The following is a 22,843-nucleotide window of genomic DNA, read 5'->3' as shown; positions in this document are numbered from 1 at the left end:
CGTGAGGTCATTCCGAGCGCACAAGGGATCAAAGGGACCATACGGACGATGTACAAGCTCTTCTTCAACCTGGTGTTCAAGCGGATGGACCCCGAGCGGGCCCACTACACGGCCTTCCGGTGGATCCGCCTGGCCGCCGCCACTCCGGTGCTGCGCACCTTCGTGGCCGCCTACCTCGCCCCCCGCCACAAGGAACTCCGCACGGAGGCCCTGGGCCTGCGCTTCCACGGCCCCTTCGGCCTGGCCGCCGGCTTCGACAAGAACGCCGTCGCCATCGACGGCATGTCCATGCTCGGCTTCGACCACGTCGAGATCGGCACGGTCACCGGCCAGGCACAGCCCGGCAACCCCAGGAAGCGGCTCTTCCGCCTCGTCCCGGACCGTGCCCTGATCAACCGCATGGGCTTCAACAACGAGGGCTCCGAGGCCGTGGCGGCCCGCCTGGCCGCCCGCAACCCGGTCTTCCGCACGGTCGTCGGCGTCAACATCGGCAAGACCAAGGTCGTCCCCGAGGCCGAGGCCGCCGCCGACTACGTGCTCTCCACCGAGCGGCTCGCCCGCCACGCCGACTACCTGGTCGTCAACGTCTCCTCGCCCAACACCCCCGGCCTGCGCAACCTCCAGGCCACCGAGTCCCTGCGGCCGCTGCTGACCGCCGTGCGCGAGGCCGCCGACCGGACCGTCACCGACCGCCGGGTCCCGCTCCTGGTCAAGATCGCCCCCGACCTGGCCGACGAGGACGTCGACGCGGTCGCCGACCTCGCCCTGGAGCTGGGCCTGGACGGCATCATCGCCACCAACACCACCATCGCCCGCGAGGGCCTCGGACTGAAGTCCGACCCGGCCCTGGTCAAGGAGACCGGCGGCCTGTCCGGCGCCCCCGTCAAGGAGCGCTCCCTGGAGGTCCTGCGCCGCCTGTACGCCCGCGTGGGCGACCGGATCGTCCTGGTGGGCGTCGGCGGCATCGAGAACGCGGAGGACGCCTGGCAGCGCATCCTGGCCGGCGCCACCCTGGTCCAGGGCTACAGCGCCTTCATCTACGAGGGCCCCTGCTACGCCCGCGCCATCCACAAGGGCCTGGCCGCCCGCCTGGCCGCCAGCCCGTACGCCACCCTCGCCGAGGCCGTCGGCGCCGAGACCCGGAAGGCTTCCCTGTGACCTCCCTCCCGTCGCCCGACCGCCACCCCGCACCGACGCCCTCCGGGCGGCCCCTGCCGTTCGGTACCCGCCTGCGCGAGGCCATGGACGCGCGCGGCCCGCTCTGCGTCGGCATCGACCCGCACGCCGCCCTGCTGTCCTCCTGGGGCCTGGACGACGACGTCGACGGCCTGGAGCGGTTCTCCCGCACCGTCGTCGAGGCCCTGGCCGACTCGGTCGCCGTCTTCAAGCCGCAGGCCGCCTTCTTCGAGCGGTTCGGTTCCAAGGGCATCGCCGTCCTGGAGCGCACCGTCGCCGACGCCCGTGCCGCGGGCACCCTGGTGGTCATGGACGCCAAGCGCGGCGACATCGGCTCCACCATGGCCGCGTACGCGGAGACCTTCCTGCGCAAGGACTCGCCGCTGTTCTCGGACGCGCTCACGGTCTCCCCGTACCTGGGCTACGGCTCGCTGAAGCCCGCCGTCGACCTGGCCCGGGAGTCCGGCGCCGGCCTGTTCGTCCTGGCGCTCACCTCCAACCCGGAGGGGGCCGAGGTGCAGCGGGCCGTCCGCGAGGACGGGCGGACCATCGGGGCGACCATGCTCGCCCACCTCGCCGCGGAGAACGAGGGCGCCGCGCCCCTGGGCTCCTTCGGCGCGGTGGTCGGCGCGACCCTGGGCGACCTGTCCTCGTTCGACCTCGACATCAACGGGCCGCTGCTCGCCCCCGGCATCGGTGCCCAGGGCGCGACCGCCGCGGACCTCCCGGCGGTGTTCGGCGCCGCCGTCCGCAACGTGGTCCCGAACGTCTCGCGGGGCGTCCTGAAGCACGGCCCGGACGTCGCCGCGCTGCGCGCCTCGGCGGCCGCGTTCGCCGCCGAAATCCGCGAGGCGGTGGAGGGCTAGCCGGGAGTTTTGACGAAATCGCTGGTCGGTCGCCGGACAAAACCGAGGTATTTTGTCCCTGATGTCTGTTTCAGTGGAGGCTGACCAGGACTTTTCGTCCGTTCTCGCTGACTGGAGCGGTCTTGGCCGCTAGTCTCCGACCAGAGCGAACGAGCGCAAGGTCGTTCGTGAGCTCGGTCCGTATCCGACAGTTCGACATCCGAGGTGACGTAGGCGTGGCTCTTCCGCCCCTTACCCCTGAACAGCGCGCAGCCGCGCTCGAAAAGGCCGCCGCGGCTCGCCGGGAGCGGGCCGAGGTGAAGAATCGACTCAAGCACTCCGGCGCCTCCCTCCACGAGGTCATCAAGCAGGGACAGGAGAACGACGTCATCGGCAAGATGAAGGTCTCCGCCCTCCTGGAGTCCCTGCCGGGCGTGGGCAAGGTCCGCGCCAAGCAGATCATGGAGCGCCTCGGCATCTCCGAATCCCGGCGAGTTCGGGGTCTCGGCTCCAACCAGATCGCTTCCCTGGAGCGCGAGTTCGGCGGCAGCGGCGCCTGAGGCGTCGCCCGAAGTTCTCCCCGTGTTCCCAGGCAGTCCCGGGAACCGGGATAATCGCTGCATGGCAGCAGAGGTTCGTCCGCGGCTGACCGTGCTCTCCGGCCCCTCAGGGGTCGGCAAGAGCACGGTCGTCGCGCATATGCGCAAGGTCCACCCCGAGGTATGGCTCTCGGTGTCGGCCACCACCCGCAAACCGCGACCCGGTGAGCGGCACGGGGTCCACTACTTCTTCGTCACCGACGACGAGTTCGACAAGCTGATCGCCAACGGCGAGCTGCTGGAGTGGGCCGAGTTCGCGGGCAACCGCTACGGCACGCCGCGCGCCGCGGTCCTGGAGCGCCTGGACAACGGCGAGCCCGTGCTGCTGGAGATCGATCTCCAGGGCGCCCGGCTGGTGCGCGACTCCATGCCGGAGGCCAACCTGGTCTTCCTGGCCCCGCCGAGCTGGGACGAGCTGGTCCGCCGCCTCACCGGCCGCGGGACCGAGTCGCCGGAGGTCATCCAGCGCCGGCTCGACACCGCCAAGATCGAGCTCGCCGCCGAATCCGAGTTCGACACCACCCTGGTCAACACCTCCGTCGAGGACGTGGCGCGTGAGCTGCTAGCCTTGATGGCAGTTGTTTGATCGTTTGTTTGATCGATCATTACCCATCTTCGGAAGGTAGAGCGTGTCCTCTTCCATCACCGCGCCCGAGGGCATCATCAACCCGCCGATCGACGAGCTGCTCGAGGCCACCGACTCGAAGTACAGCCTCGTGATCTACGCGGCCAAGCGCGCGCGTCAGATCAACGCGTACTACTCCCAGCTCGGTGAGGGCCTGCTGGAGTACGTCGGCCCGCTGGTGGACACCCACGTCCACGAGAAGCCGCTGTCGATCGCGCTGCGCGAGATCAACGCGGGTCTGCTGACCTCCGAGGCCATCGAGGCCCCGGCCCAGTAAGGCGCGTCATCCTTCACCACAGGCCCGGCAGTGCTGCTGCCGGGCCTGTGGTGTGTCATGGGTAGCGAAGACAACCGATCACGGGAGTAGCAGTGGGCAGCAAGCCGAAGGTCGTGCTGGGAGTCAGCGGTGGGATCGCCGCCTACAAGGCCTGCGAGCTGCTGCGGCGGCTGACCGAGTCGGGCCACGACGTCCGCGTCGTGCCGACCGCGTCCGCCCTGAACTTCGTCGGCGAGGCGACCTGGGCCGCGCTCTCGGGCAACCCCGCCTCCACCGAGGTCTGGGAGGCCGTCCACGAGGTGCCGCACGTACGGATCGGCCAGGAGGCCGACCTGGTGGTGGTGGCCCCGGCCACCGCCGACACGCTCGCCAGGGCCGCCCACGGCCTCGCGGACGACCTGCTGACGAACACCCTGCTCACAGCCCGCTGCCCGGTGGTCTTCGCCCCCGCCATGCACACCGAGATGTGGGAGCACCCCGCCACCCAGGAGAACGTGGCCACCCTGCGCCGCCGCGGCGCCGTGGTCGTCGAGCCCGCCGTCGGCCGGCTCACCGGCAAGGACACCGGCAAGGGCCGGCTGCCCGACCCGGACGAGATCTTCGAGGTCTGCCGCAGGGTCCTCGCCCGCGGGGCCGAAGCCCCCGACCTGGCCGGCCGGCACGTGGTCATCAGCGCCGGCGGCACCCGCGAGCCGCTCGACCCGGTCCGCTTCCTCGGCAACCGCTCCTCCGGCAAGCAGGGCTACGCCCTGGCCCGTACCGCCGTGGCCCGCGGCGCACGCGTCACGCTGATCGCGGCGAACACCGCGCTGCCCGACCCGGCCGGCGCCGACGTGGTCCGCGTGGGCACCGCCGTGCAGCTGCGCGAGGCCGTGCTCAAGGCGTCCGGCGACGCCGACGCGGTGGTCATGGCCGCGGCCGTCGCCGACTTCCGCCCGGCCGAGTACGCCACCGGGAAGATCAAGAAGAAGGACGGCGAGGAGCCCGCGCCGGTCGCCCTGGTGCGCAACCCCGACGTGCTCGCCGAGATCTCCGCCGAACGCGCCCGGACCGGCCAGATCGTGGTCGGGTTCGCCGCCGAGACCGACGACGTCCTCGCCAACGGCCGCAGCAAGCTGCTCCGCAAGGGCTGCGACCTCCTCGTCGTCAACGAGGTCGGCGAGCGCAAGACCTTCGGTTCCGAGGAGAACGAGGCGGTCGTCCTCGCGACCGACGGCACCGAGGTGCCCGTTCCGTACGGGCCGAAGGAAGCCCTGGCGGACGTGGTCTGGGACCAGGTCGCGGCCCGCCTCGCACCGCGGCGCGCCTGAGCCGGGAGCCCTTGTTCACCGGCCGCACCGGACGCCAGAATGGAGTGCCGCAGGTCACAGAGCTCCCAGAAGGCGAGACGGGTGCTCTCGTCGGCGGCCGGGCCCGATAAGCTGAACCTGGAACGTGACCGGGCGCAGCCCCCGGGTCGTACCGCCCAATGATCAGCCAGCAGCCGCTGCAACCCCAGGGAGCGATGTGTCCCGCCGTCTCTTCACCTCGGAGTCCGTCACCGAGGGTCACCCCGACAAGATCGCCGACCAGATCAGCGACACCATCCTCGACGCCCTGCTGCGCGAGGACCCCACGTCCCGCGTCGCCGTGGAGACCATGATCACCACTGGTCTGGTGCACGTCGCGGGCGAGGTGACCACCAAGGCGTACGCGCCGATCGCCCAGCTCGTGCGCGACAAGATCCTGGAGATCGGCTACGACTCCTCGAAGAAGGGCTTCGACGGCGCCTCCTGCGGCGTGTCGGTGTCCATCGGCGCCCAGTCCCCGGACATCGCCCAGGGTGTCGACACCGCCTACGAGACCCGCGTCGAGGGCGACGAGGACGAGCTGGACAAGCAGGGCGCCGGCGACCAGGGCCTGATGTTCGGTTACGCCACCGACGAGACCCCCGAGCTGATGCCGCTGCCGATCCACCTCGCGCACCGGCTCTCCCGCCGCCTGACCGAGGTCCGCAAGAACGGGACCATCCCGTACCTGCGCCCGGACGGCAAGACCCAGGTCACCATCGAGTACGACGGCGACAAGGCGGTCCGCCTGGACACCGTCGTCGTGTCCTCGCAGCACGCGGCCGACATCGACCTCGACTCGCTGCTCGCCCCGGACATCCGCGAGTTCGTCGTCGAGCACGTGCTCAAGGAGCTCGTCGAGGACGGCATCAAGCTGGACACCGAGGGCTACCGGCTGCTGGTCAACCCGACCGGCCGGTTCGAGATCGGCGGTCCGATGGGTGACGCCGGCCTGACCGGACGCAAGATCATCATCGACACGTACGGCGGCATGGCCCGCCACGGTGGCGGTGCCTTCTCCGGCAAGGACCCGTCCAAGGTCGACCGTTCGGCCGCCTACGCCATGCGCTGGGTCGCCAAGAACGTCGTGGCCGCGGGCCTGGCCTCCCGCTGCGAGGTGCAGGTCGCGTACGCGATCGGCAAGGCCGAGCCGGTCGGCCTGTTCGTGGAGACCTTCGGCACCGAGAAGACCGACGTGGCGAAGATCGAGAACGCCATCGCCGAGGTGTTCGACCTCCGCCCGGCCGCGATCATCCGCGACCTCGACCTGCTCCGTCCGATCTACGCCCAGACCGCCGCCTACGGCCACTTCGGCCGCGAGCTGCCGGACTTCACCTGGGAGCGCACCGACCGGGTGGACGCCCTGCGCGCCGCCGCGGGCCTGTAGGCCCCGGCACCACACGAGGCCTCCAACGAGGGCCCGGACCGTTCGCGGTCCGGGCCCTCGCCGCGTCCCGGGACGCAGGCAGCGCTGTCAGCGGTGCCTGCGAGAATGCAGCTGTGAGCAGCGAGAACGAACCCGAGGCAGCCGGCGGACCGCCCGAGCAGCTCGCGCTCATCCGGGAGATGGTCGCCGAAGCCAAGGCCAAGGCCCCCAAGGCCAAACCGCGGACCTGGCGCGGAGCCGCCCTGGCCAAGGAGCTCCCGGTCGCCAGGGTCCTGGTCAACAAGGGCGTCCTCCACCTGGACCGGCCCTGGGACTACGCCGTCCCGGAAGAGCTCGCCGAGGCGGCCCAGCCGGGCGTCCGGGTCCGGGTCCGGTTCGGCGCCGGGACGAACCGCGTCCACGGCGGACGCCGCGAGGGCGGCGGGCTCATCGACGGCTTCATCGTGGAACGCCGCGCCGACACCGACTACAACGGCCCGCTGGCCGCCCTCGCCCAGGTGGTCTCGCCCGAGGTCGTGCTCAGCCCGCGCATGCTGGCCCTCGCCAAGGCCGTCGCCGACCGGTACGCCGGCTCGCTGGCCGACGTGCTCCAGCTGGCCCTGCCACCGCGCAACGCCCGCGCCGAGTCCCGGCCCTCCCCGGCACCGCTGCCACCACCGCCCGCCCCCGACCCCGGCGGCTGGAGCCGCTACGCCGCCGGACCCGGCTTCCTCCGGGCCCTGGCCGACGGGAGCAGCCCCCGGGCCGTGTGGACCGCCCTGCCCGGGCCCGGCTGGGCCGGGGAACTGGCCCGCGCCATGGCGGCCGCGCTGGCCTCGGGCCGCGGCGCGCTCGCCGTCCTGCCCGACGGGCGGACCGCCGCCCGCGTCGACGCCGAGCTCACCGCCCTCCTCGGCGAAGGGCGGCACGCCCTGCTGACCGCCGAATCCGGACCCGAGAAGCGCTACGCGCAGTGGCTCGCCGTGCACCGCGGTTCGGTCCGGGCCGTGATCGGCACCCGGGCCGCCATGTTCGCGCCCGTCCGCGACCTCGGCCTCGTCGCCGTATGGGACGACGGCGATTCCAGCCACTCCGACGACCACGCCCCCTTCCCGCACGTCCGGGAGGTCCTGGAACTGCGCTCCGTCAGCGAGGGCTGCGGCTTCCTGGCCGGCGGCACCAGCTGCACGGTGGAGGCCGCCCAGCTCGTGGAGTCCGGCTGGGCCAGGCCGCTGGCCGCCGACCGCGAGACCGTCCGGGCGGTCGCCCCCCGCATCCGCACCGTCGGCGACGAACTCCTGGCCCGCGACGAGGCCGCCCGCGCGGCCCGCCTGCCCAGCCTGGCCTGGGAGACCGTACGGGAAGGGCTGGGGACCGGTCCGGTACTGGTCCAGGTGCCCCGGCGCGGCTACGTGCCGCGGCTGGCCTGCGAACGCTGCCGCACCCCGGCCCGCTGCCGGCACTGCGCCGGACCGCTCCAGGCCCCCGGCGAGCGGGACCTCGCCTGCGCCTGGTGCGGCCGCGCCGAGTCCTCCTGGCACTGCGAGGAGTGCGGCTCGTTCCGGCTCCGCGCCAGCGTGGTCGGCGCCCGCCGCACCGCCGAGGAACTCGGCCGCGCCTTCCCCGCCGTCCCGGTGCGCACCTCCGGGCGCGACCACGTCCTGGACCTGGTCCCCGACCGGCCCGCACTGGTCGTCTCCACCCCCGGCGCCGAACCGGTCGCCGCCGGCGACGGCTACGCGGCCGCCCTGCTGCTGGACGGCTGGGCCATGCTCGGCCGCCCCGACCTGCGGGCCGGGGAGGACGCCCTGCGCCGCTGGATCGGCGCCGCCTCCCTGGTCCGCTCCGACGGCACCGTGGTCGTGGTCGCCGAGCCCACGGAGCGCCCCGTCCAGGCCCTGGTGCGCTGGGACCCGGTGGGCCACGCCCTGCGGGAGCTCGCCGAACGCGCGCAGCTGGGGTTCCCGCCGGTGTCCCGGATGGCCTCCGTCGCGGGCCGGGCCGAAGCCCTGGAGTCCTTCCTGGCCGCCGCCGGACTCCCGCCCGACGCGGAGGTGCTGGGCCCGGTCCCGCTCCCCGGCCGGCGCGGGGAACCCTCGCCCGGCGAACGGGCGCTGATCCGGGTGCCCCCGGGCAGCGGGGCCGCCCTGGCCGCCGCGCTCAAGACCGCGCAGGCCGCCCGGCTGGCCCGGGGCGTCCCGGCGGCCGACGCCGTACGCGTCCGGATCGACCCGCTGGACATCGGCTGATCCGGGGATAGGCTTCGGCGCACGCCGTCGCACGGGCGCGACGCGCGAACCGGACCGGGCACACGGGGGTGGCCGCATGGAACCGAGGGACGACTTACCGAACGACGCCGGTCCGGTCCCCGCGCCGGCCCCGTCCGACCCGGCCGCGCCGCGCGACGCCTCGGTGGCCCGGGTGCTGAACGCGGACGGCGTGCCCGAAGGCGCCGGCTTCCGGGCCGGGCAGAACGAAGTGATCACCTGCGCCCACGTGGTCGCCCGGGTGCTCGGAGTGCCCGACGACACCGAAGCGGCGCCCGACGGCCGATTATGGGTGGACTTCCCGCTGGCCGCGCCCGGCGCCCGGGTGCCCGCCGAAGTCCGCTCCTGGAGCCCCGTCCGCGCCGACGGCTCCGGCGACATCGCCGTCCTCGCCCTCCTCGCCGACCCGCCGGCCAGGGCCCCCGTGGCCCGACTCGTCGAGGCCGACGGCACCGACCGGCGGGTGCGCTCCTTCGGCTTCCCCCGGGACCACGACGACGGGGCCTGGAGCGTCGGCTGGCTGCGCGGTGCGACCGGCGCCGGCTGGTACCAGTACGACACCGACCCCGCCAGCCAGCACCGGGTGGAGCTCGGTTTCTCCGGCGCACCGGTCTGGGACGTCGCCGAGGGCGGAGTCGTCGGCATGGTCGTCGGCGCCGACCGCCGCCCCGACGTCCGCACCGGCTACGTCATCCCCACCGCGACCCTCCGCGCCCAGTGGTCCACGCTCGCCGAGACGGCCCTGCCCGCCTGCCCGTTCCGCTCCCTGGAACCCTTCGAGGAACGCGACGGCGACGTCTTCCACGGCCGGGACGAACCCGCCCGCAGGGTCGCCGACCTCCTCCGCCACGCCCCCGCCGTCACCCTCGTGGGGCCCTCCGGCTGCGGCAAGTCCTCCCTCCTCCACGCGGGCGTGCTGCCCCTGCTGCGGCAGCGGGAGGAGCTGGAGATCGCCGTGTTCCGCCCGGGCAGGGTCGGCCGCACCCCGCTCGACGCCCTCGCCCTGGCCCTGCTGCCCCGCCTGGAACCCGAGCTGACCGAGACCGCCCGGCTGGCCGGACTTCCCGCCCTCACGGGCCTGCTGCGCGACGGAGGGCTCCCCGCCGTCGCGGACCGGCTGCTCGCCCGGCAGGGCAAGGACCGCCTGCTGCTCGTCGCCGACCAGTTCGAGGAGGCCCTGACCGGCGCCGGCCCGGCCGAACAGGACGAGCTGGCCGCCGCCCTCGGGCACTGCCTCGACCCGGGCTCCCGCGTCCGGGTGCTCGCCGCCCTGCGCGCCGACTTCCTCACCCCGGCCCTCGCACACCCCGGCCTCGCCGGGCTCCTCTCCGGGGACCGCCTGTTCACCGTGGGCGCCATGTCCGACCAGGAGCTCCGGGCGGCCGTCGAGCGGCCGCTGGGCAGTACCGGCGTCGCCTACGAGCCGGGACTGGTGGACCGGATCCTCGGCGACCTCGGCAGCGACCCGGCCCGGCTGCCCCTGCTGGAGTTCACCCTCACCCAGCTGTGGGAGCGCCAGCGGCACGGCCGGATCGGCCACGACGCGTACGAGTCGCTCGGCCGGGTCCACGACGCCCTGGCCACCCACGCCGAGCAGATCTGGACCGGCGCCCTCAGCGAACCGGAACGGGCCGCCGCCCGGGGCCTGCTGGTCCAGCTCGTCCACCCCGGCGACGAAGGCACCGAGCCCACCCGCCGCACCCTGGCCCGCTCCGAACTCCGCCCGGAGCAGTGGCGGTTGGCCCAGCGCCTCATGACCACCCGGCTGCTGGTCCCCGGCGAGGACTACCGGCCCGGAGCCGGCCCGCCCCAGGAGACCGTCGAACTGGCCCACGAGACCCTGCTGACCCACTGGCCGCGGCTGCGCCGCTTCGTCGAGCAGGACCGCGCCTTCCGCACCTGGCAGGAGGGCCTGCGCCGGCGCATCGCCGAGTGGTCCGCCGACCCGCGCCCGGCCCGCCGCCTGCTGCGCGGCCAGGACCTGCGCGACGCCCGCGGCTGGAGCAGGGCCCGGCCGCAGGACCTGCGCCCCGCCGAGTCGGAGTTCATCGCCGCCAGCGGCCGGGGCGCCCGCCGCCGGCTGACCGCCCTGACGGCGCTGGGGCTGGTGCTGGCGCTGCTGGTGGGGGGCGGCTCGTGGCTCTGGCGGGAGGACGTGCGGGACGACGCCGCGGCCAGGGCCGCCGACGTGCTGGTCCAGCAGTCCCGGGACATGAGGGCCCTGGCCCTCACGGGCGACCCCGGCATGGCGTACTCCGAGCTGCTCCTGGCGCTGCGGGCCTACCGCACCCACGACAACCCCCGCACGCGGGCCCGTCTCGCCGAGATGCACGCCCAGTACGGCTTCGCCGACCTGATCGCGCCCAACTACCTCCAGCGGGCGACGGCCTCGATGTCCCTCATCCCGCACACCCCGTCGAACGCCGACGGCGAGGCGAAGGTGGTGGCGTCCCGGAACGGCGCGGGCGAACTCGTGCTCGTGAGGGCGGAGGGCGACGGCGTCCGCCGCACCGCCACCGGCCGGCGGGCGGACGTCATGGGCGTCAGCCCGGACGGCACGATGGTGGCCCTCGCCGGCAACGTCCTACCGACACCGGCGGAGGTCGCGGAGGGCACCTTCACGGCGCCGGACCCGGCCGTCCTCGCACCCCGGCTGTACGACGTCGCCACCGGGCGGTTCCGCGACCTCCAGCCGCCCGAGGGCGGCGACCCGCCCCCGGACATCGGGGGAGAGCTGCTGCCCGGTGTGGAGATGCCGGAGTTCCCCGAGATCCCCGGTCTCACGATGCCCACCCAGTTCGCACGGTTCGCCTTCTCCCCGGACTCGAAGACGCTGCTCGGCCTGACGGGGATCCTCGGGCAGGGCGGCCGGCTCGTCCTGTGGGACGTGCCCGGCGGCACGATCAGGAAGGTGATGCCCGGGCTGAAGGACGCGGTGGACGCCCTGTGGCTGGACACCGGCGGCACGCGGATGATCACCGTGTCGACCCGGACGGTGTCCTTCACGGAACACACCCTGGTGCTGCACGTGTGGGACCTGACCGGGGCCGCTCCCGCGCCACGGGAGGTCGCCGCCCTGCCCGCCAGGGACGACGGGACGGTGCACCTCGACGTCAGCCCGGACCTCACCCGGTTCGCGACCCTGGAGTCCGGCTTCCGAACCGAAGGGCGGAACCCCGTGTTCACGCACCGGGTCGCCCTCCACGAGCTGCCCGGCGGCAGGCTGCTGCGGGAGGAACGCAGCGGGCAGGCGGTCGTCACCGCCGGGCTCGCGGTGGGGCCCGGGGGCAGTCCGCTGCTGCCGTACTCGCTGGTCGAGCGGAAGGTGCCCGGGAGGCCGGACCCGCCGTCTCCCGGCCCGGGGCCGGTGCGGCCCGTCGGCGGGGCCGAGACCTGGTCCGCTGTCGACCTGACCGGCCCGCAGGGCCGGCCGGTGGTGGTACTGCACTCCCTCGGCCTGATGGCCGTCGTCCGGGACGCGGGCGGCGACCCGCTGGGCCGGATCCCGGCCGAAGCCGCCGCGCCGGACCCGGATCCCCCGGCGGCCGCTGCACGGAAATGGATGGACCGGTTCTGCCGGGTGCTGGGCGACGAGACACTGCCCCCGGCCCTGGCCGGGGAGTGGCCGCCCGGAACGTACCGGGGGCCCCTGTGCGAGGAGAGGAAGGGAACGCGTGGCTGACGGGACACAGCTCATCGGCGTGCCGCTGGCGGACGGGGACGAGCAGGTGGTGATGGAGGTGGAGCGGTCCGGCTCGGGCATCGCCCGGGCGGCCCGCCCCGGGGAGGTCGCGGGCACCGCCGCCCGGACCCTCAGCGAGAGCTTCGACCAGGTGCGGGCCGCCGCGGCGGTACTGCTGGACCGGATGACCACCCTGCCCAGCCCGCCGAGCAGCGTGGAGGTGGAACTCGGCGTGAAGATCAACGCGGAGGCGGGGGCGATCATCGCCAAGACCGCGGCCGAGGGGAACTTCGTCGTACGCCTCACCTGGGAACGAGACCCCGCCACTGGCACCGGAACCGGCACCGGCACGGGCGCGGGCACCGGTTCCGCCGCCGGCGAGCAGCCCTCGCTCCAGGGCGGCTGACCCCGCACACGGTGGACGCCCGGCACCCGTCATCACGGGTGCCGGGCGTCCGGCCGCCGCGGCCGTCGGCGTGGCGCGGCGGTTCAGCCGTTGCGCGGGCCGGGGAAGGCCGCGGAGCGGGCGGGGGCCGCGGCCGCGGCGGTCTCCTCGCGCAGGGGCTGCGGCGGCATGGAACGAGCGGCCGGCACGGTCGGCAGCCCGATCGTGCGGGTGGCCGTGCCCTCGGCGGGCGGCTCCGCGGTCTCCGCGGACTGGGCCCGGCGGGACCCGTAACGGCGGTGCACCGCCTGCTTGGTGACGCCGAGCGCGGAACCCACCGCGTCCCACGAGAAGCCGAGCGAGCGGTCGAAGTCCACCGCGGCGGTGACCAGCGTCTCGACGCTGTCCCGGAGTTCCTGCGCGAGGCGGACGGTGGGCGCGGGCGCCCGGCCGTAGACGACGAACCCCGTGGAGGGACCGGAGCGGCGCGGGCGGTAGACGTTGCCGAGCTGCGCGGTCAGCGTACGCAGAGCGTCCACCTGCCGGCGGACCCGCTCGATGTCCCGCACCAGAAGGTGCAGACTGGCCCGTGCCTGGGCGTCGTGGGTGGCGTGGTCGGCCATGAACAAGCCTCTCGAACCGGTGCTGAAGAGCGGATCGGGCCGCACACACCGTTCACCGCGCGGCCCGTTTCGGTCAATCTCTCTTGACCAACGCTCCATGCGGCAAGGAAGTCACGCTCCCGGGGCGTGTCGGCATATGCGAGAGGCGCGCGTATGTGCGTACGCCCCCTCACCGGCCGCCGCATAGACTGGTGCGCTGCTGACAACAAAGCCGCACCAGCGCCGGGGCGGCGCCGAGATAGCGAGGTAGGACCCCAGTGAAGCTCGTCTTCGCAGGCACCCCCGAGGTCGCCGTGCCCGCCCTGGACGCCCTGATCGCTTCCGGACGGCACGAGGTCGCCGCCGTCGTCACCCGCCCCGACGCACCCGCCGGCCGCGGCCGCCGCCTGGTCGCGAGTCCCGTCGCCGAGCGCGCCGAGGAAGCCGGCATCGAGGTCCTCAAGCCGGAACGCCCGGGCGATGCGGAGTTCCAGGCCCGGCTCCGCGAGATCGCCCCCGACTGCTGCCCGGTGGTCGCCTACGGCGCCCTCATCCCGCAGAGCGCCCTCGACATCCCCGCGCGCGGCTGGGTCAACCTGCACTTCTCGCTGCTGCCCGCCTGGCGCGGGGCCGCCCCCGTACAGCACTCGATCATGGCCGGGGACTCCGTCACCGGCGCCTCCACCTTCCAGATCGAGAAGGGCCTCGACTCCGGACCGGTCTACGGGGTGCTCACCGAGGAGGTCCGCCCCACCGACACCAGCGGCGACCTGCTGACCCGCCTGGCCTTCGCCGGCGCCGGCCTGCTCGCCGCCACCATGGACGGCATCGAGGACGGCACGCTCCGTGCCGTGCCCCAGCCGGCCGAGGGCGTCTCCCTCGCCCCCAAGATCACCGTCGAGGACGCCCGGATCGACTGGGCCGCGCCCGCCCTGCGCGCCGACCGCGTCGTCCGCGGCTGCACCCCGGCCCCCGGTGCCTGGACCACGTTCCGCGGGGAGCGGCTCAAGCTGGTCTCGGTCGGTCTCGCCGCCGACCGCACCGACCTGGCCCCGGGCGAGCTCGGCGCCGGCAAGAACAGCGTCCACGTCGGCACCGGCTCGCACGCGGTCGAGCTGCTCTGGGTCCAGCCGCAGGGCAAGAAGCCGATGCGCGGCGCCGACTGGGCGCGCGGCGTGCGGATCGCCGCCGGCGAGCGCCTGGCCTGAGCCGACGTAGGCTGAACCCGACGGACCGCGCCGCGCCCCCGACGGGTCCCCGCGGCGCCGTCCGTACCTCTCACCTCTGACACCCCTCCGCCCGTACCCTCGCACCTCCCGTAACCCCCGGAGCACCTTCCACGTGAGCCAGAAGCAGGCCAAGCCGTACCGTCGCCCGAAGAAGGACCCCGTCCGGATCCTCGCCTTCGAGGCCCTGCGCGCGGTCGACGAGCGCGACGCCTACGCCAACCTCGTCCTGCCGCCGCTGCTGCGCAAGGCCCGCCAGCAGCCCGGCTTCGAGGCCCGCGACGCCGCCCTCGCCACCGAGCTGGTCTACGGCACCCTGCGCCGCCAGGGCACCTACGACGCGATCATCTCCGCCTGCGTCGACCGCCCGCTCCGGGAGGTCGACCCGCCCGTCCTCGACGTGCTCTCGCTCGGCGCGCACCAGCTGCTCGGCACCCGCATCCCCACCCACGCGGCCGTCTCGGCCAGCGTGGAACTGGCCCGCGTGGTGCTCGGCGACGGACGCGCCAAGTTCGTCAACGCCGTGCTCCGCAAGATCGCCGCGCACGACCTGGACGGCTGGCTGGAGCGGGTCGCCCCGCCCTACGAGGAGGACGCCGAGGACCACCTCGCGGTGGTCCACTCCCACCCCCGCTGGGTGGTCTCCGCCCTCTGGGACTCCCTGGGCGGCGGCCGGGCCGGCATCGAGGAGCTGCTGGAGGCGGACAACGAGCGCCCCGAGGTCACCCTGGTGGCCCGCCCCGGCCGCGCCACCACCGAGGAGCTGACGGCCGCGGTCGGCGAGGGCGCGGCGCTGCCCGGCCGCTGGTCCCCGTACGCCGTGCGGCTCGCCGAGGGCGGCGAGCCCGGCGCGCTGGACGCCGTCCGCGAGGGCCGGGCCGGTGTCCAGGACGAGGGCAGCCAGCTGGTCGCCCTGGCCCTGGCGAACGCACCCCTGGAGGGCGGCGACGCCCGCTGGCTCGACGGATGCGCCGGCCCCGGCGGCAAGGCGGCCCTGCTGGGCGCCCTCGCGGCCGAGCGCGGCGCCTTCCTGCTGGCCTCCGAGAAGCAGCCGCACCGCGCCCGGCTGGTCGAGCGCGCGCTGGCCGGCAACCCCGGCCCGTACCAGGTCATCACCGCCGACGGCACCCGTCCCGCCTGGCGCCCGGGCTCCTTCGACCGGGTCCTGATGGACGTCCCCTGCACCGGCCTGGGCGCGCTCCGCCGCCGTCCCGAGGCCCGCTGGCGGCGCCGCCCCGAGGACCTCGACGGCTTCGCCCCGCTCCAGCGGGCGCTGCTGCGCGAGGCCCTCTCCGCGGTCCGGGTGGGCGGCGTCGTCGGGTACGCCACCTGCTCCCCGCACCTGGCGGAGACCCGGGTCGTTGTGGACGACGTCCTCACCGGCCGCGGCGGGGCCGCCCCGGCCGCCGCGGAACTGATCGACGCCCGCCCGCTGCTGCCCGGCGTCCCCGCCCTCGGCGACGGCCCGGACGTCCAGCTGTGGCCCCACGTCCACGGCACCGACGCGATGTACCTGGCCCTGCTGCGCCGGACCGCGTGACCCGGCGGGCCGGGCGCCGGGAGCCCGGCCCGCGGCCGGTCGTACCGAGGGCGCCCCGGCGCGCGGGCCGTACCGGCGGGCATGGCACGCTTGGGGCATGGCCGTTCAGATCAATCCCAGCATCCTGTCCGCGGACTTCTCCCGACTCGCCGAAGAGGCGAAGGCGGTGGAGGGTGCCGACTGGCTGCACGTCGACGTCATGGACAACCACTTCGTTCCGAACCTGACGCTCGGGATGCCGGTCGTGGAGTCCCTCAGCCGCGCCACGGACATCCCGCTGGACCTGCATCTGATGATCGCGGACCCCGACCGCTGGGCCCCGCAGTACATCGAGGCGGGCGCCGGTTCGGTGACCTTCCACGCCGAGGCCGCCGCCGCGCCGGTGCGCCTGGCGCGCGAGATCCGGGCCAAGGGGGCCCGGGCGTCGATGGCGCTGAAGCCCGCCACGCCGATCGAGCAGTACGAGGACATCCTTCCCGAACTCGACATGCTGCTCATCATGACCGTGGAGCCCGGCTTCGGCGGGCAGCCGTTCCTCGACGTGATGCTGCCGAAGATCCGCCGGACCCGGGAGCTGATCGCCAAGCACGGCCTCGAACTGTGGCTCCAGGTGGACGGCGGGGTGTCGGCCTCGACCATCGAGCGGTGCGCCGAGGCCGGCGCGGACGTCTTCGTGGCCGGCAGCGCCGTCTACGGGGCCGTCGACCCGGCGGCCGCGGTGCGTACCCTGCGGGAGCAGGCGGGTGCCGCGATCGCCGCGGCCCCGTGGGCGTGCGACCACTGAACCGAGCATTGGTGAACGGCTCGGTGAACGCCTGTCTTCCGGGCTGATCAGCGGCCGCCGGATCTGACAGGATGAACGGCGAGTCGAGAATGTGAACAGCAGTGAGGAGAACGCGGTGTCGGCAATGTCGGCGGGACGGTCAGCCCTGCGGATGGGACCCGCGGAGCTGGTGCAGGCGGCTGCCATGGCGCGCCGCTTCTACCTCGAGGGCAAGTCCAAGATCCAGATCGCCGAGGAGTTCGGCGTGAGCCGCTTCAAGGTGGCCCGGGTCCTGGAGACCGCCCTGGAGCGCGATCTCGTGCGCATCGAGATCCGGGTGCCGGCCGAGCTGGACGCGGAGCGCTCCGACGCGCTCCGCGCCCGGTACGGGCTGCGCCACGCCGTGGTCGTCGAGTCGCCCGCCGAGGTGACCGAGGACGCGCCCGACCCCGAGAACCTGGGCGCGGTCGCCGCGGACCTCCTCGGCGAGCTGGTCAACGAGGGGGACGTGCTCGGCCTGGCCTGGGGCCGGTCGACCATCCACATGGCGGCCGCCCTGCACCGTCTGCCGCAGTGCACGGTGGTGCAGCTGACCGGCGTGTACGACGCGGGCACGGCGGAGCGCGGCTCGGTGGAGGCGGTCCGCCGCGCCGCCCAGGTGTCGGGCGGCGACGCGCACCCGATCTACGCGCCGATGCTGCTGCCGGACCCGGCGACCGCGGCGGCGCTGCGCAGCCAGACCGGTATCGCGCGGGCCTTCGAGTACTTCGACAAGGTGACCGTGGCGGCGGTGTCCATCGGCTCCTGGGAGCCCGGCATCTCCACGGTGCACGACATGCTGACCGACGAGGAGCGGGCTCACTACGCCTCGCTGGGCGTGGCGGCCGAGATGTCGGCCCACCTCTTCGACGCGCAGGGCCGGAGGGTGGGCCGGGACCTCGGCGAGCGGTGCATCACCGTGGAGGCCGACCGGCTGCGGCGGATCCCGGAGGTCGTGGCGATCGCGGGCGGGCTGCGCAAGGCCGCGGCGATCGGGGCGGTGCTCCGGTCCGGGCTGGTGACCAGCCTGGTGACGGACACCGCGGCGGCGGACTACCTTCTGACCGAGTCGGAGCCGGGGCTGCGGCCGGCGCTGGACCGGGCCGACCCGGACGCGTAGCGGCGGGACGCGCGGCCGCGGGCGAGTGGCGGCGGGACGCGGTGCCGTCCGGAGGCCGACAGGTCGCGGACGAAAGGGATGTTTGGCAGCATCGGGCGCATGATCTTCCGGAGCGTGCCCCGCCGGGTGCCGCGCGTACTCGGGGCGGTCCTGCTGTGCCTGGCCGTGGCCGCGGGAGCGGCGGCCTGTTCGGGGTCGGGCGGCTCCGGGGCGTCGACGCCGCGGGCTGCGGTGGCGAGTCCGGTCGTCACGCCGCAGTGGGCCCGGGGGATGCCCACCGTACGGGCGGACCGGCTGCCGCCGCAGGCCCGGGACACCCTCGCGCTGATCGACCGGGGCGGGCCGTACCCGTACCGACAGGACGGGACGGTCTTCGGCAACTTCGAGAGGGCGTTGCCCCGGCGCGAACGGGGCTACTACCGCGAGTACACGGTGCGGACGCCGGGGGAGCGGGACCGCGGTGCACGGCGGATCGTGACGGGCCGGGGCGGGGAGTTCTACTACACGGACGACCACTACCAGACCTTCGAGGCGGTTCTCCGATGACCCTGGACCCGCAGCCGCTCGCCCCCGCCCTGGCGGCCGCCGAGGCGGCGGGGTGGGCGACCGTACGGCTGGACCTGGACGGCGTACGGACCAAGTCCGGGCTGATGGACGCGTGCGCGGAGGCGTTCCGGCTGCCGGAGTGGTTCGGCCGGAACTGGGACGCGCTGGCCGACTGCCTGATCGACCTGTCGTGGCTGCCGGGGGCGCCGGGGCGGCTGGTGGCGGTGACCTCGTGGCGGGAGTGCGCGCGGGCACGGCCGGCCGACTGGGAGACGTTCGAGGAGGTGCTGGGCGAGGCGGAGGAGTACTGGCGGGGGACGTTCGAGGTGGTGCTGGCGGAGGGCTCCGGCGGGCGGCGCACCGGGCGGTAGGCGGGGCGGCTGCCGTGCCGTGGGTGCCGCTGCGCGGAGCCTTCGCCCACCCCACCCCGCTCCTTCCCGGAGCCGGAGCTCCGCCCCGGCCCCCGTTCGGGGGCTCCGCCCCCGGGCCCCCGCTCCTCGGACGCCGGCGGGGCCGGATCGGCCGGAGCGCCGGGAGCGCCGGAGGGCCGGGGGCTGGTCAGCCTTTCGGGATCCAGGGTGGGGTCTGGCCCCAGGACCAGACCGGGATCTCGGCCGCGTCCACCGGGGGAGGGTTCTCGCCCGAGTAGATGAGGGCCATCCGGGTGCCCCACTCGATGTAGTAGACGAAGACGGCCCGGAACTCGGGGTCGGTCGGGAGGCCGACCTCGTCGGCGGTGTCGAGCAGCAGGTCCACCCAGCGGCGGCGCTGTTTCTCGGTGATGCCGCGGCCCAGGTGTTTGGTGGCCATGTGCTGGTGGCCGCCGTGGTGCTCGGTGTAGCCGGCCGGGCCGCCGAAGACCTCGGCGAGCCAGACCGCCACGTGCCGGGGGTGCTCGGCGTCCATGCCCGCGAACACCGGGGCGAGGACCTCGTCCCGGAGGGCGTGGCCGTAGAAGGTCTCGGTGAGGCGGTCCATCGCCTCCTCGCCGCCCATCCACTCGTAGATCGTGGGGGTGCTCATGCGTGTCCCGCGGCCTTTCCCGTGCCCACCACGTCGGTGGCGTGGTAGTGCTGCATCTCCTCGATGGCCTTCACGTAGGGGCGGATGGCGCTGAAGAAGGCGGGGAAGTGCTCGCCCTTGCGGAAGCCCTGCAGGTGGTCCTCCACGGAGGTCCAGCGGATCCGCAGGACGTAGCGCTCGCGCTCCTCCTGGCAGCGCGTCAGCTCGTAGTCGATGCACTCCGGCGAGGCCGCCAGCGATTCGGCGGCGCGCCGGTAGGCGTCCTCGAACGCCGGCTGGTCGTCTAACGCGATGCGGTAGCGGATGTACTCGACGGTCGTGGTCATGGTCCCTCTTCCTGTGTCCGGCCGACGGGTGTGGGCGCCGGCCCGTCCCACCCTTCCGGATCAACGCTTCCCTGGCGTGCGATCCCTCATTCGGGGCCCGACTTCCGGGAGTCGCTGTCCGGTGTGCGTGGAGTGTGCGGTGTGTCCGTCACGTCCGGGCCCTGGGCGCGGACCCGCTGGACCCGGTCGAGGGAGTCGCGGAGCTCGGCCAGCCAGGACTCGGTGTTGCGGCCGACCAGGCGCACGCACCAGGCGAGGGCGTCGGCCCGGCTGCGGGCCACCCCGCCGGCGACCAGGAGGTCGAGCACCTGGCGTTCGGACTGGCGCAGGCGGGTCATGACGGGTACGGCGAGGTGGGTGAAGAGGACGCGCTCCTCACCCACCCGGACGCCCCAGGCGACCTTGCGGCGGTAGAGCCGCTCGGCCTCGCGGGCCACCTCGATCCGCTGCTCGCGGGTGCGCTCGCGGAAGGCCTCGACGGACTCGTTCGCCGGGATGCGGCCGACGACGGTGATCTCCTCGCGGTCGACCACGACCTCGACGAGTTCCTCGTAGACGTCCACCGGCAGGCGGCCGGCGAACCAGCCGCGGAGCTCTTCTCTCTGCTCGGCTGTAATCATGTAATCAACGTTGCATCCGTCGGGTGCTTGATCACAACCCCCGTTCGCCGTCAGCCCATCCCCGCTTCACCGAGCGGGTGCGCACGTCGCCCGCCGCGAACACGCCCGGCGCCGGCGTCGCCCATGCCGCGATGCTGCTCGGCGCCCCGCGACCGGCGCCCCACGCCGCCGACCAGCCCCCGGCGCCCGGCCCACCAGGCCGACCCGCCCGGTCCCGGCACCGGCCCCCGTCCTCCCGCCCCGGTCCACGAGCTGTGCCGCGACGCCTTCGCCGTCGGCCTGACCTGCGGCGGCGTCCTCGACGTGCTGGTCACCCCGGTCCGCGGCCGCGACCCCGTCCGCCCGGTCCTCGGCTCCGTCCTCGACACCACCACACACGGCGGCCGGGCCGCCTTCGCCCGGGTGGTGGCCGGCCCGCCCGCACACCTCGGCCGAGCCCTCGCCGTCCGCCCGGACGGCTCGTACGACGGTGGTCTCAGCGACGGGCCGGCCCTGGACCGGGCCGCCGCCGACCGGGCCCGCTCCCTGCTGCTCGCCGGCCGCACCGCCACCACCGAGCTCGGCACCGCCGGCGGACCCTGCGCGGAGTGACCCGCCGCACCCACGCCGAGCGCACCGCGCGGCTGCGCGCCGGGGGGCTGGAGCCCGCCGAGCTCGCCCGGCTGCGCTCGCCCATCGGCCTCGACCTCGGCCCGGCCACCCCCGAGGAGACCGCGCTGGCCATCGCGGCCGAGCTCACCGCCGTCCGCAACGGGGCCGGCGGGGCGCCCCTCACCGGCGGCAGCGACCCCATCCACCGCCGCCCGAGGACCCGCGTCCCGTAGGAACAGACCAACCTCGCCGAAATGTCTCGGACGATCGGCCCGGGCGGCGTAAACCCCCGGACATGGGAGAATGAAGTACGTGCGTTTTTCCTCGGCCGCCCTGTCCGAGGACACCATCGATCGACTGGGATTAAGCACGTGCGTTTCCTCAATGACCTGAAGCCGCCGTACGACCTGACGTACGACGACGTGTTCATGGTGCCGAGCCGCTCGGCAGTGGGTTCCCGCCAGGGCGTCGACCTCGCTTCGCCCGACGGCACGGGGACGACCATCCCCCTGGTCGTCGCCAACATGACCGCCATCGCCGGCCGCCGGATGGCCGAGACCGTCGCCCGCCGCGGCGGCCTGGTCGTCATCCCGCAGGACATCCCGATCGAGGTCGTCACCGACGTCATCTCCTGGGTGAAGACCCGCCACCACGTGCTCGACACCCCGATCACGCTGGCGCCCACCCAGACCGTCGCCGACGCCCTCTCCCTGCTCCCCAAGCGCGCCCACGGCGCCGGCGTCGTCGTCGACGCCGACAACCGCCCCATCGGCGTGGTCACCGAGCACGACCTGTCCGGCGTGGACCGATTCACCCAGCTCTCCGAGGTCATGTCGAAGGAGCTCCTGCTCATCGACGCCGACGTCGACCCCCGCGAGGCCTTCAACAAGCTGGACGCCGGCCACCGCAAGCTGGCCCCCGCCGTCGACGCGGACGGCAGGCTCGTCGGCATCCTCACCCGCAAGGGCGCCCTCCGCGCCACCCTGTACACCCCGGCCGTCGACGCGAACGGCGGCCTGCGCATCGCCGCCGCCGTCGGCATCAACGGCGACTACGTGGGCAAGGCCAAGCAGCTGCTCGACGCCGGCGTGGACACGCTGGTCATCGACACCGCGCACGGCCACCAGGAGTCGATGATCACCGCGATCAAGGCCGTCCGCGCGCTGGACCCGCAGGTCCCGATCGTCGCCGGCAACATCGTCGCGGCCGAGGGCGTCAAGGACCTCATCGACGCCGGCGCCGACATCATCAAGGTCGGCGTGGGCCCCGGCGCCATGTGCACCACCCGCATGATGACCGGCGTCGGCCGCCCGCAGTTCTCCGCGGTGCTGGAGTGTGCCGCCGAGGCCGCCAAGTACGGCAAGCACGTCTGGGCCGACGGCGGTGTCCGCCACCCGCGCGACGTCGCCATGGCCCTGGCCGCCGGCGCCTCCAACGTGATGATCGGCTCCTGGTTCGCCGGCACCTACGAGTCCCCGGGCGACCTCCAGCAGTCCGCCGACGGCCGCCTGTACAAGGAGTCCTTCGGCATGGCCTCCGCCCGCGCCGTGCAGAACCGCACCGCCGAGGAGTCCGCCTACGACCGGGCCCGCAAGGGCCTGTTCGAGGAGGGCATCTCCACCTCCCGCATGTTCCTGGACCCGGCCCGCCCCGGCGTCGAGGACCTGATCGACTCGATCATCGCGGGCGTCCGCTCCTCCTGCACCTACGCGGGCGCCGGCTCCCTCGCGGAGTTCGCCGAGCGCGCCGTGGTCGGCGTCCAGTCCGCCGCCGGCTACGCCGAGGGCAAGCCGCTGCACGCCAGCTGGAGCTGACCGGCCCACCGGCCGGCGCGACCCACGCCGACGGAGCCCCCCGGACACCGGTCCGGGGGGCTCCGCCCGTTCCCGGGCACGGC

General features: G+C 74.3%; 21 protein-coding genes and 1 pseudogene. 18 read left to right on the top strand and 4 right to left on the bottom strand.

All coding sequences use genetic code 11. The features are described from left to right. The first annotated feature begins 48 nt into the window (after positions 1–48). The 10 genes from ACFY61_RS30565 to ACFY61_RS30520 all read left to right on the top strand — a co-directional run bounded on the left by ACFY61_RS30565 (position 49) and on the right by ACFY61_RS30520 (position 12,571). Positions 49–1,158 (top strand): quinone-dependent dihydroorotate dehydrogenase, encoded by a 1,110-nt coding sequence (locus tag ACFY61_RS30565; RefSeq protein WP_389477362.1) that lies wholly within the window; start codon positions 49–51, stop codon positions 1,156–1,158. Beyond that, the gene (pyrF, locus tag ACFY61_RS30560; protein WP_389477360.1) at positions 1,155–2,042 is read left to right on the top strand and encodes an orotidine-5'-phosphate decarboxylase; all 888 of its coding nucleotides are present in this window, start codon (positions 1,155–1,157) and stop codon (positions 2,040–2,042) included. Before ACFY61_RS30565 ends, pyrF begins: the two co-directional genes overlap by 4 nt. A gap of 215 nt (positions 2,043–2,257) precedes the next feature. Beyond that, positions 2,258–2,581, top strand: a complete 324-nt coding sequence (locus tag ACFY61_RS30555; protein WP_016638838.1) for an integration host factor — start codon at positions 2,258–2,260, stop codon at positions 2,579–2,581. Between the two features lie 61 nt (positions 2,582–2,642). Beyond that, entirely contained in the window at positions 2,643–3,206 is a 564-nt protein-coding gene (gmk, locus tag ACFY61_RS30550; RefSeq protein ID WP_389477358.1) for a guanylate kinase, read from the top strand. Positions 3,207–3,249: 43 nt separating this feature from the next. Continuing rightward, entirely contained in the window at positions 3,250–3,522 is a 273-nt protein-coding gene (gene rpoZ, locus ACFY61_RS30545) for a DNA-directed RNA polymerase subunit omega (RefSeq protein WP_004948662.1), read from the top strand. 92 nt (positions 3,523–3,614) lie between these two features. Beyond that, positions 3,615–4,832, top strand: coding sequence for a bifunctional phosphopantothenoylcysteine decarboxylase/phosphopantothenate--cysteine ligase CoaBC (gene coaBC, locus ACFY61_RS30540; RefSeq protein WP_389477354.1), 1,218 nt, complete (start codon positions 3,615–3,617; stop codon positions 4,830–4,832). A gap of 196 nt (positions 4,833–5,028) precedes the next feature. Beyond that, positions 5,029–6,237, top strand: a complete 1,209-nt coding sequence (gene metK / locus ACFY61_RS30535) for a methionine adenosyltransferase (protein WP_389477352.1) — start codon at positions 5,029–5,031, stop codon at positions 6,235–6,237. 113 nt (positions 6,238–6,350) lie between these two features. Continuing rightward, positions 6,351–8,465, top strand: a complete 2,115-nt coding sequence (locus ACFY61_RS30530) for a primosomal protein N' (RefSeq protein WP_389477350.1) — start codon at positions 6,351–6,353, stop codon at positions 8,463–8,465. A gap of 76 nt (positions 8,466–8,541) precedes the next feature. Then, a complete protein-coding gene (locus tag ACFY61_RS30525; RefSeq protein WP_389477348.1) occupies positions 8,542–12,165 on the top strand; it encodes a trypsin-like peptidase domain-containing protein in 3,624 nt (1,207 codons plus the stop codon). Continuing rightward, complete coding sequence (locus ACFY61_RS30520) at positions 12,158–12,571, top strand: CU044_2847 family protein (protein ID WP_389477346.1); 414 nt, start codon at positions 12,158–12,160, stop codon at positions 12,569–12,571. The genes ACFY61_RS30525 and ACFY61_RS30520 overlap by 8 nt, the downstream gene beginning before the upstream one ends. A gap of 83 nt (positions 12,572–12,654) precedes the next feature. Here the strand turns inward: ACFY61_RS30520 and ACFY61_RS30515 are convergent, their stop codons facing one another. Beyond that, the gene (locus ACFY61_RS30515) at positions 12,655–13,173 is read right to left on the bottom strand and encodes a hypothetical protein (protein ID WP_389477344.1); all 519 of its coding nucleotides are present in this window, start codon (positions 13,171–13,173) and stop codon (positions 12,655–12,657) included. Positions 13,174–13,430: 257 nt separating this feature from the next. Between ACFY61_RS30515 and fmt the strand changes: the two genes are divergently transcribed. The 6 genes from fmt (at position 13,431) to ACFY61_RS30485 (ending at position 18,757) form a co-directional block, all read left to right on the top strand. Next, the gene (gene fmt / locus ACFY61_RS30510) at positions 13,431–14,360 is read left to right on the top strand and encodes a methionyl-tRNA formyltransferase (RefSeq protein ID WP_389477342.1); all 930 of its coding nucleotides are present in this window, start codon (positions 13,431–13,433) and stop codon (positions 14,358–14,360) included. Between the two features lie 133 nt (positions 14,361–14,493). Further along, positions 14,494–15,918 (top strand): RsmB/NOP family class I SAM-dependent RNA methyltransferase, encoded by a 1,425-nt coding sequence (locus ACFY61_RS30505; RefSeq protein ID WP_389477340.1) that lies wholly within the window; start codon positions 14,494–14,496, stop codon positions 15,916–15,918. A 97-nt stretch (positions 15,919–16,015) separates the two neighbouring features. Further along, complete coding sequence (gene rpe / locus ACFY61_RS30500) at positions 16,016–16,702, top strand: ribulose-phosphate 3-epimerase (protein ID WP_389477337.1); 687 nt, start codon at positions 16,016–16,018, stop codon at positions 16,700–16,702. Positions 16,703–16,793: 91 nt separating this feature from the next. Continuing rightward, the gene (locus ACFY61_RS30495; protein ID WP_389477335.1) at positions 16,794–17,840 is read left to right on the top strand and encodes a sugar-binding transcriptional regulator; all 1,047 of its coding nucleotides are present in this window, start codon (positions 16,794–16,796) and stop codon (positions 17,838–17,840) included. Positions 17,841–17,939: 99 nt separating this feature from the next. After that, entirely contained in the window at positions 17,940–18,386 is a 447-nt protein-coding gene (locus ACFY61_RS30490; protein ID WP_389477333.1) for a ribonuclease domain-containing protein, read from the top strand. After that, a complete protein-coding gene (locus ACFY61_RS30485; protein WP_389477331.1) occupies positions 18,383–18,757 on the top strand; it encodes a barstar family protein in 375 nt (124 codons plus the stop codon). The genes ACFY61_RS30490 and ACFY61_RS30485 overlap by 4 nt, the downstream gene beginning before the upstream one ends. Before the next feature lie 187 nt (positions 18,758–18,944). On the opposite strand, the gene ACFY61_RS30480 is transcribed toward ACFY61_RS30485, so the two are convergent. The 3 genes from ACFY61_RS30480 to ACFY61_RS30470 all read right to left on the bottom strand — a co-directional run bounded on the left by ACFY61_RS30480 (position 18,945) and on the right by ACFY61_RS30470 (position 20,355). Beyond that, complete coding sequence (locus ACFY61_RS30480; protein ID WP_389477329.1) at positions 18,945–19,409, bottom strand: group II truncated hemoglobin; 465 nt, start codon at positions 19,407–19,409, stop codon at positions 18,945–18,947. Further along, a complete protein-coding gene (locus ACFY61_RS30475) occupies positions 19,406–19,735 on the bottom strand; it encodes a putative quinol monooxygenase (protein ID WP_389477327.1) in 330 nt (109 codons plus the stop codon). The genes ACFY61_RS30480 and ACFY61_RS30475 overlap by 4 nt, the downstream gene beginning before the upstream one ends. Before the next feature lie 86 nt (positions 19,736–19,821). Beyond that, entirely contained in the window at positions 19,822–20,355 is a 534-nt protein-coding gene (locus tag ACFY61_RS30470) for a hypothetical protein (protein WP_389477325.1), read from the bottom strand. A gap of 261 nt (positions 20,356–20,616) precedes the next feature. Between ACFY61_RS30470 and ACFY61_RS30465 the strand changes: the two are divergent. Both ACFY61_RS30465 and ACFY61_RS30460 read left to right on the top strand, forming a co-directional pair. After that, a pseudogene (locus ACFY61_RS30465) lies at positions 20,617–21,179 on the top strand (XdhC family protein); the annotation flags it as partial. Positions 21,180–21,308: 129 nt separating this feature from the next. Beyond that, positions 21,309–22,760 carry a GuaB1 family IMP dehydrogenase-related protein gene (locus ACFY61_RS30460; RefSeq protein ID WP_389477398.1) on the top strand — a complete coding sequence of 484 codons (1,452 nt, stop codon included), beginning with the start codon at positions 21,309–21,311 and terminating at the stop codon, positions 22,758–22,760. Positions 22,761–22,843: the final 83 nt, after the last annotated feature.

Origin of the sequence: Streptomyces sp. NPDC012888 (genome assembly GCF_042900645.1) — a bacterium.
Lineage (GTDB): Bacteria > Actinomycetota > Actinomycetes > Streptomycetales > Streptomycetaceae > Streptomyces.
This window is presented reverse-complemented; position numbering and strand designations above follow the sequence as displayed.

Bases quoted from the DNA above. Each gene is read 5' to 3' on its own strand.
- ACFY61_RS30565 (WP_389477362.1), top strand. From the start codon at position 49: ATGTACAAGCTCTTCTTCAACCTGGTGTTCAAGCGGATGGACCCCGAG.
- gmk (WP_389477358.1), top strand. From the start codon at position 2,643: ATGGCAGCAGAGGTTCGTCCGCGGCTGACCGTGCTCTCCGGCCCCTCA.
- ACFY61_RS30525 (WP_389477348.1), top strand. From the start codon at position 8,542: ATGGAACCGAGGGACGACTTACCGAACGACGCCGGTCCGGTCCCCGCG.
- ACFY61_RS30515 (WP_389477344.1), bottom strand. From the start codon at position 13,173: ATGGCCGACCACGCCACCCACGACGCCCAGGCACGGGCCAGTCTGCAC.
- rpe (WP_389477337.1), top strand. From the start codon at position 16,016: ATGGCCGTTCAGATCAATCCCAGCATCCTGTCCGCGGACTTCTCCCGA.
- ACFY61_RS30490 (WP_389477333.1), top strand. From the start codon at position 17,940: ATGATCTTCCGGAGCGTGCCCCGCCGGGTGCCGCGCGTACTCGGGGCG.
- ACFY61_RS30485 (WP_389477331.1), top strand. From the start codon at position 18,383: ATGACCCTGGACCCGCAGCCGCTCGCCCCCGCCCTGGCGGCCGCCGAG.
- ACFY61_RS30480 (WP_389477329.1), bottom strand. From the start codon at position 19,409: ATGAGCACCCCCACGATCTACGAGTGGATGGGCGGCGAGGAGGCGATG.
- ACFY61_RS30475 (WP_389477327.1), bottom strand. From the start codon at position 19,735: ATGACCACGACCGTCGAGTACATCCGCTACCGCATCGCGTTAGACGAC.
- ACFY61_RS30470 (WP_389477325.1), bottom strand. From the start codon at position 20,355: ATGATTACAGCCGAGCAGAGAGAAGAGCTCCGCGGCTGGTTCGCCGGC.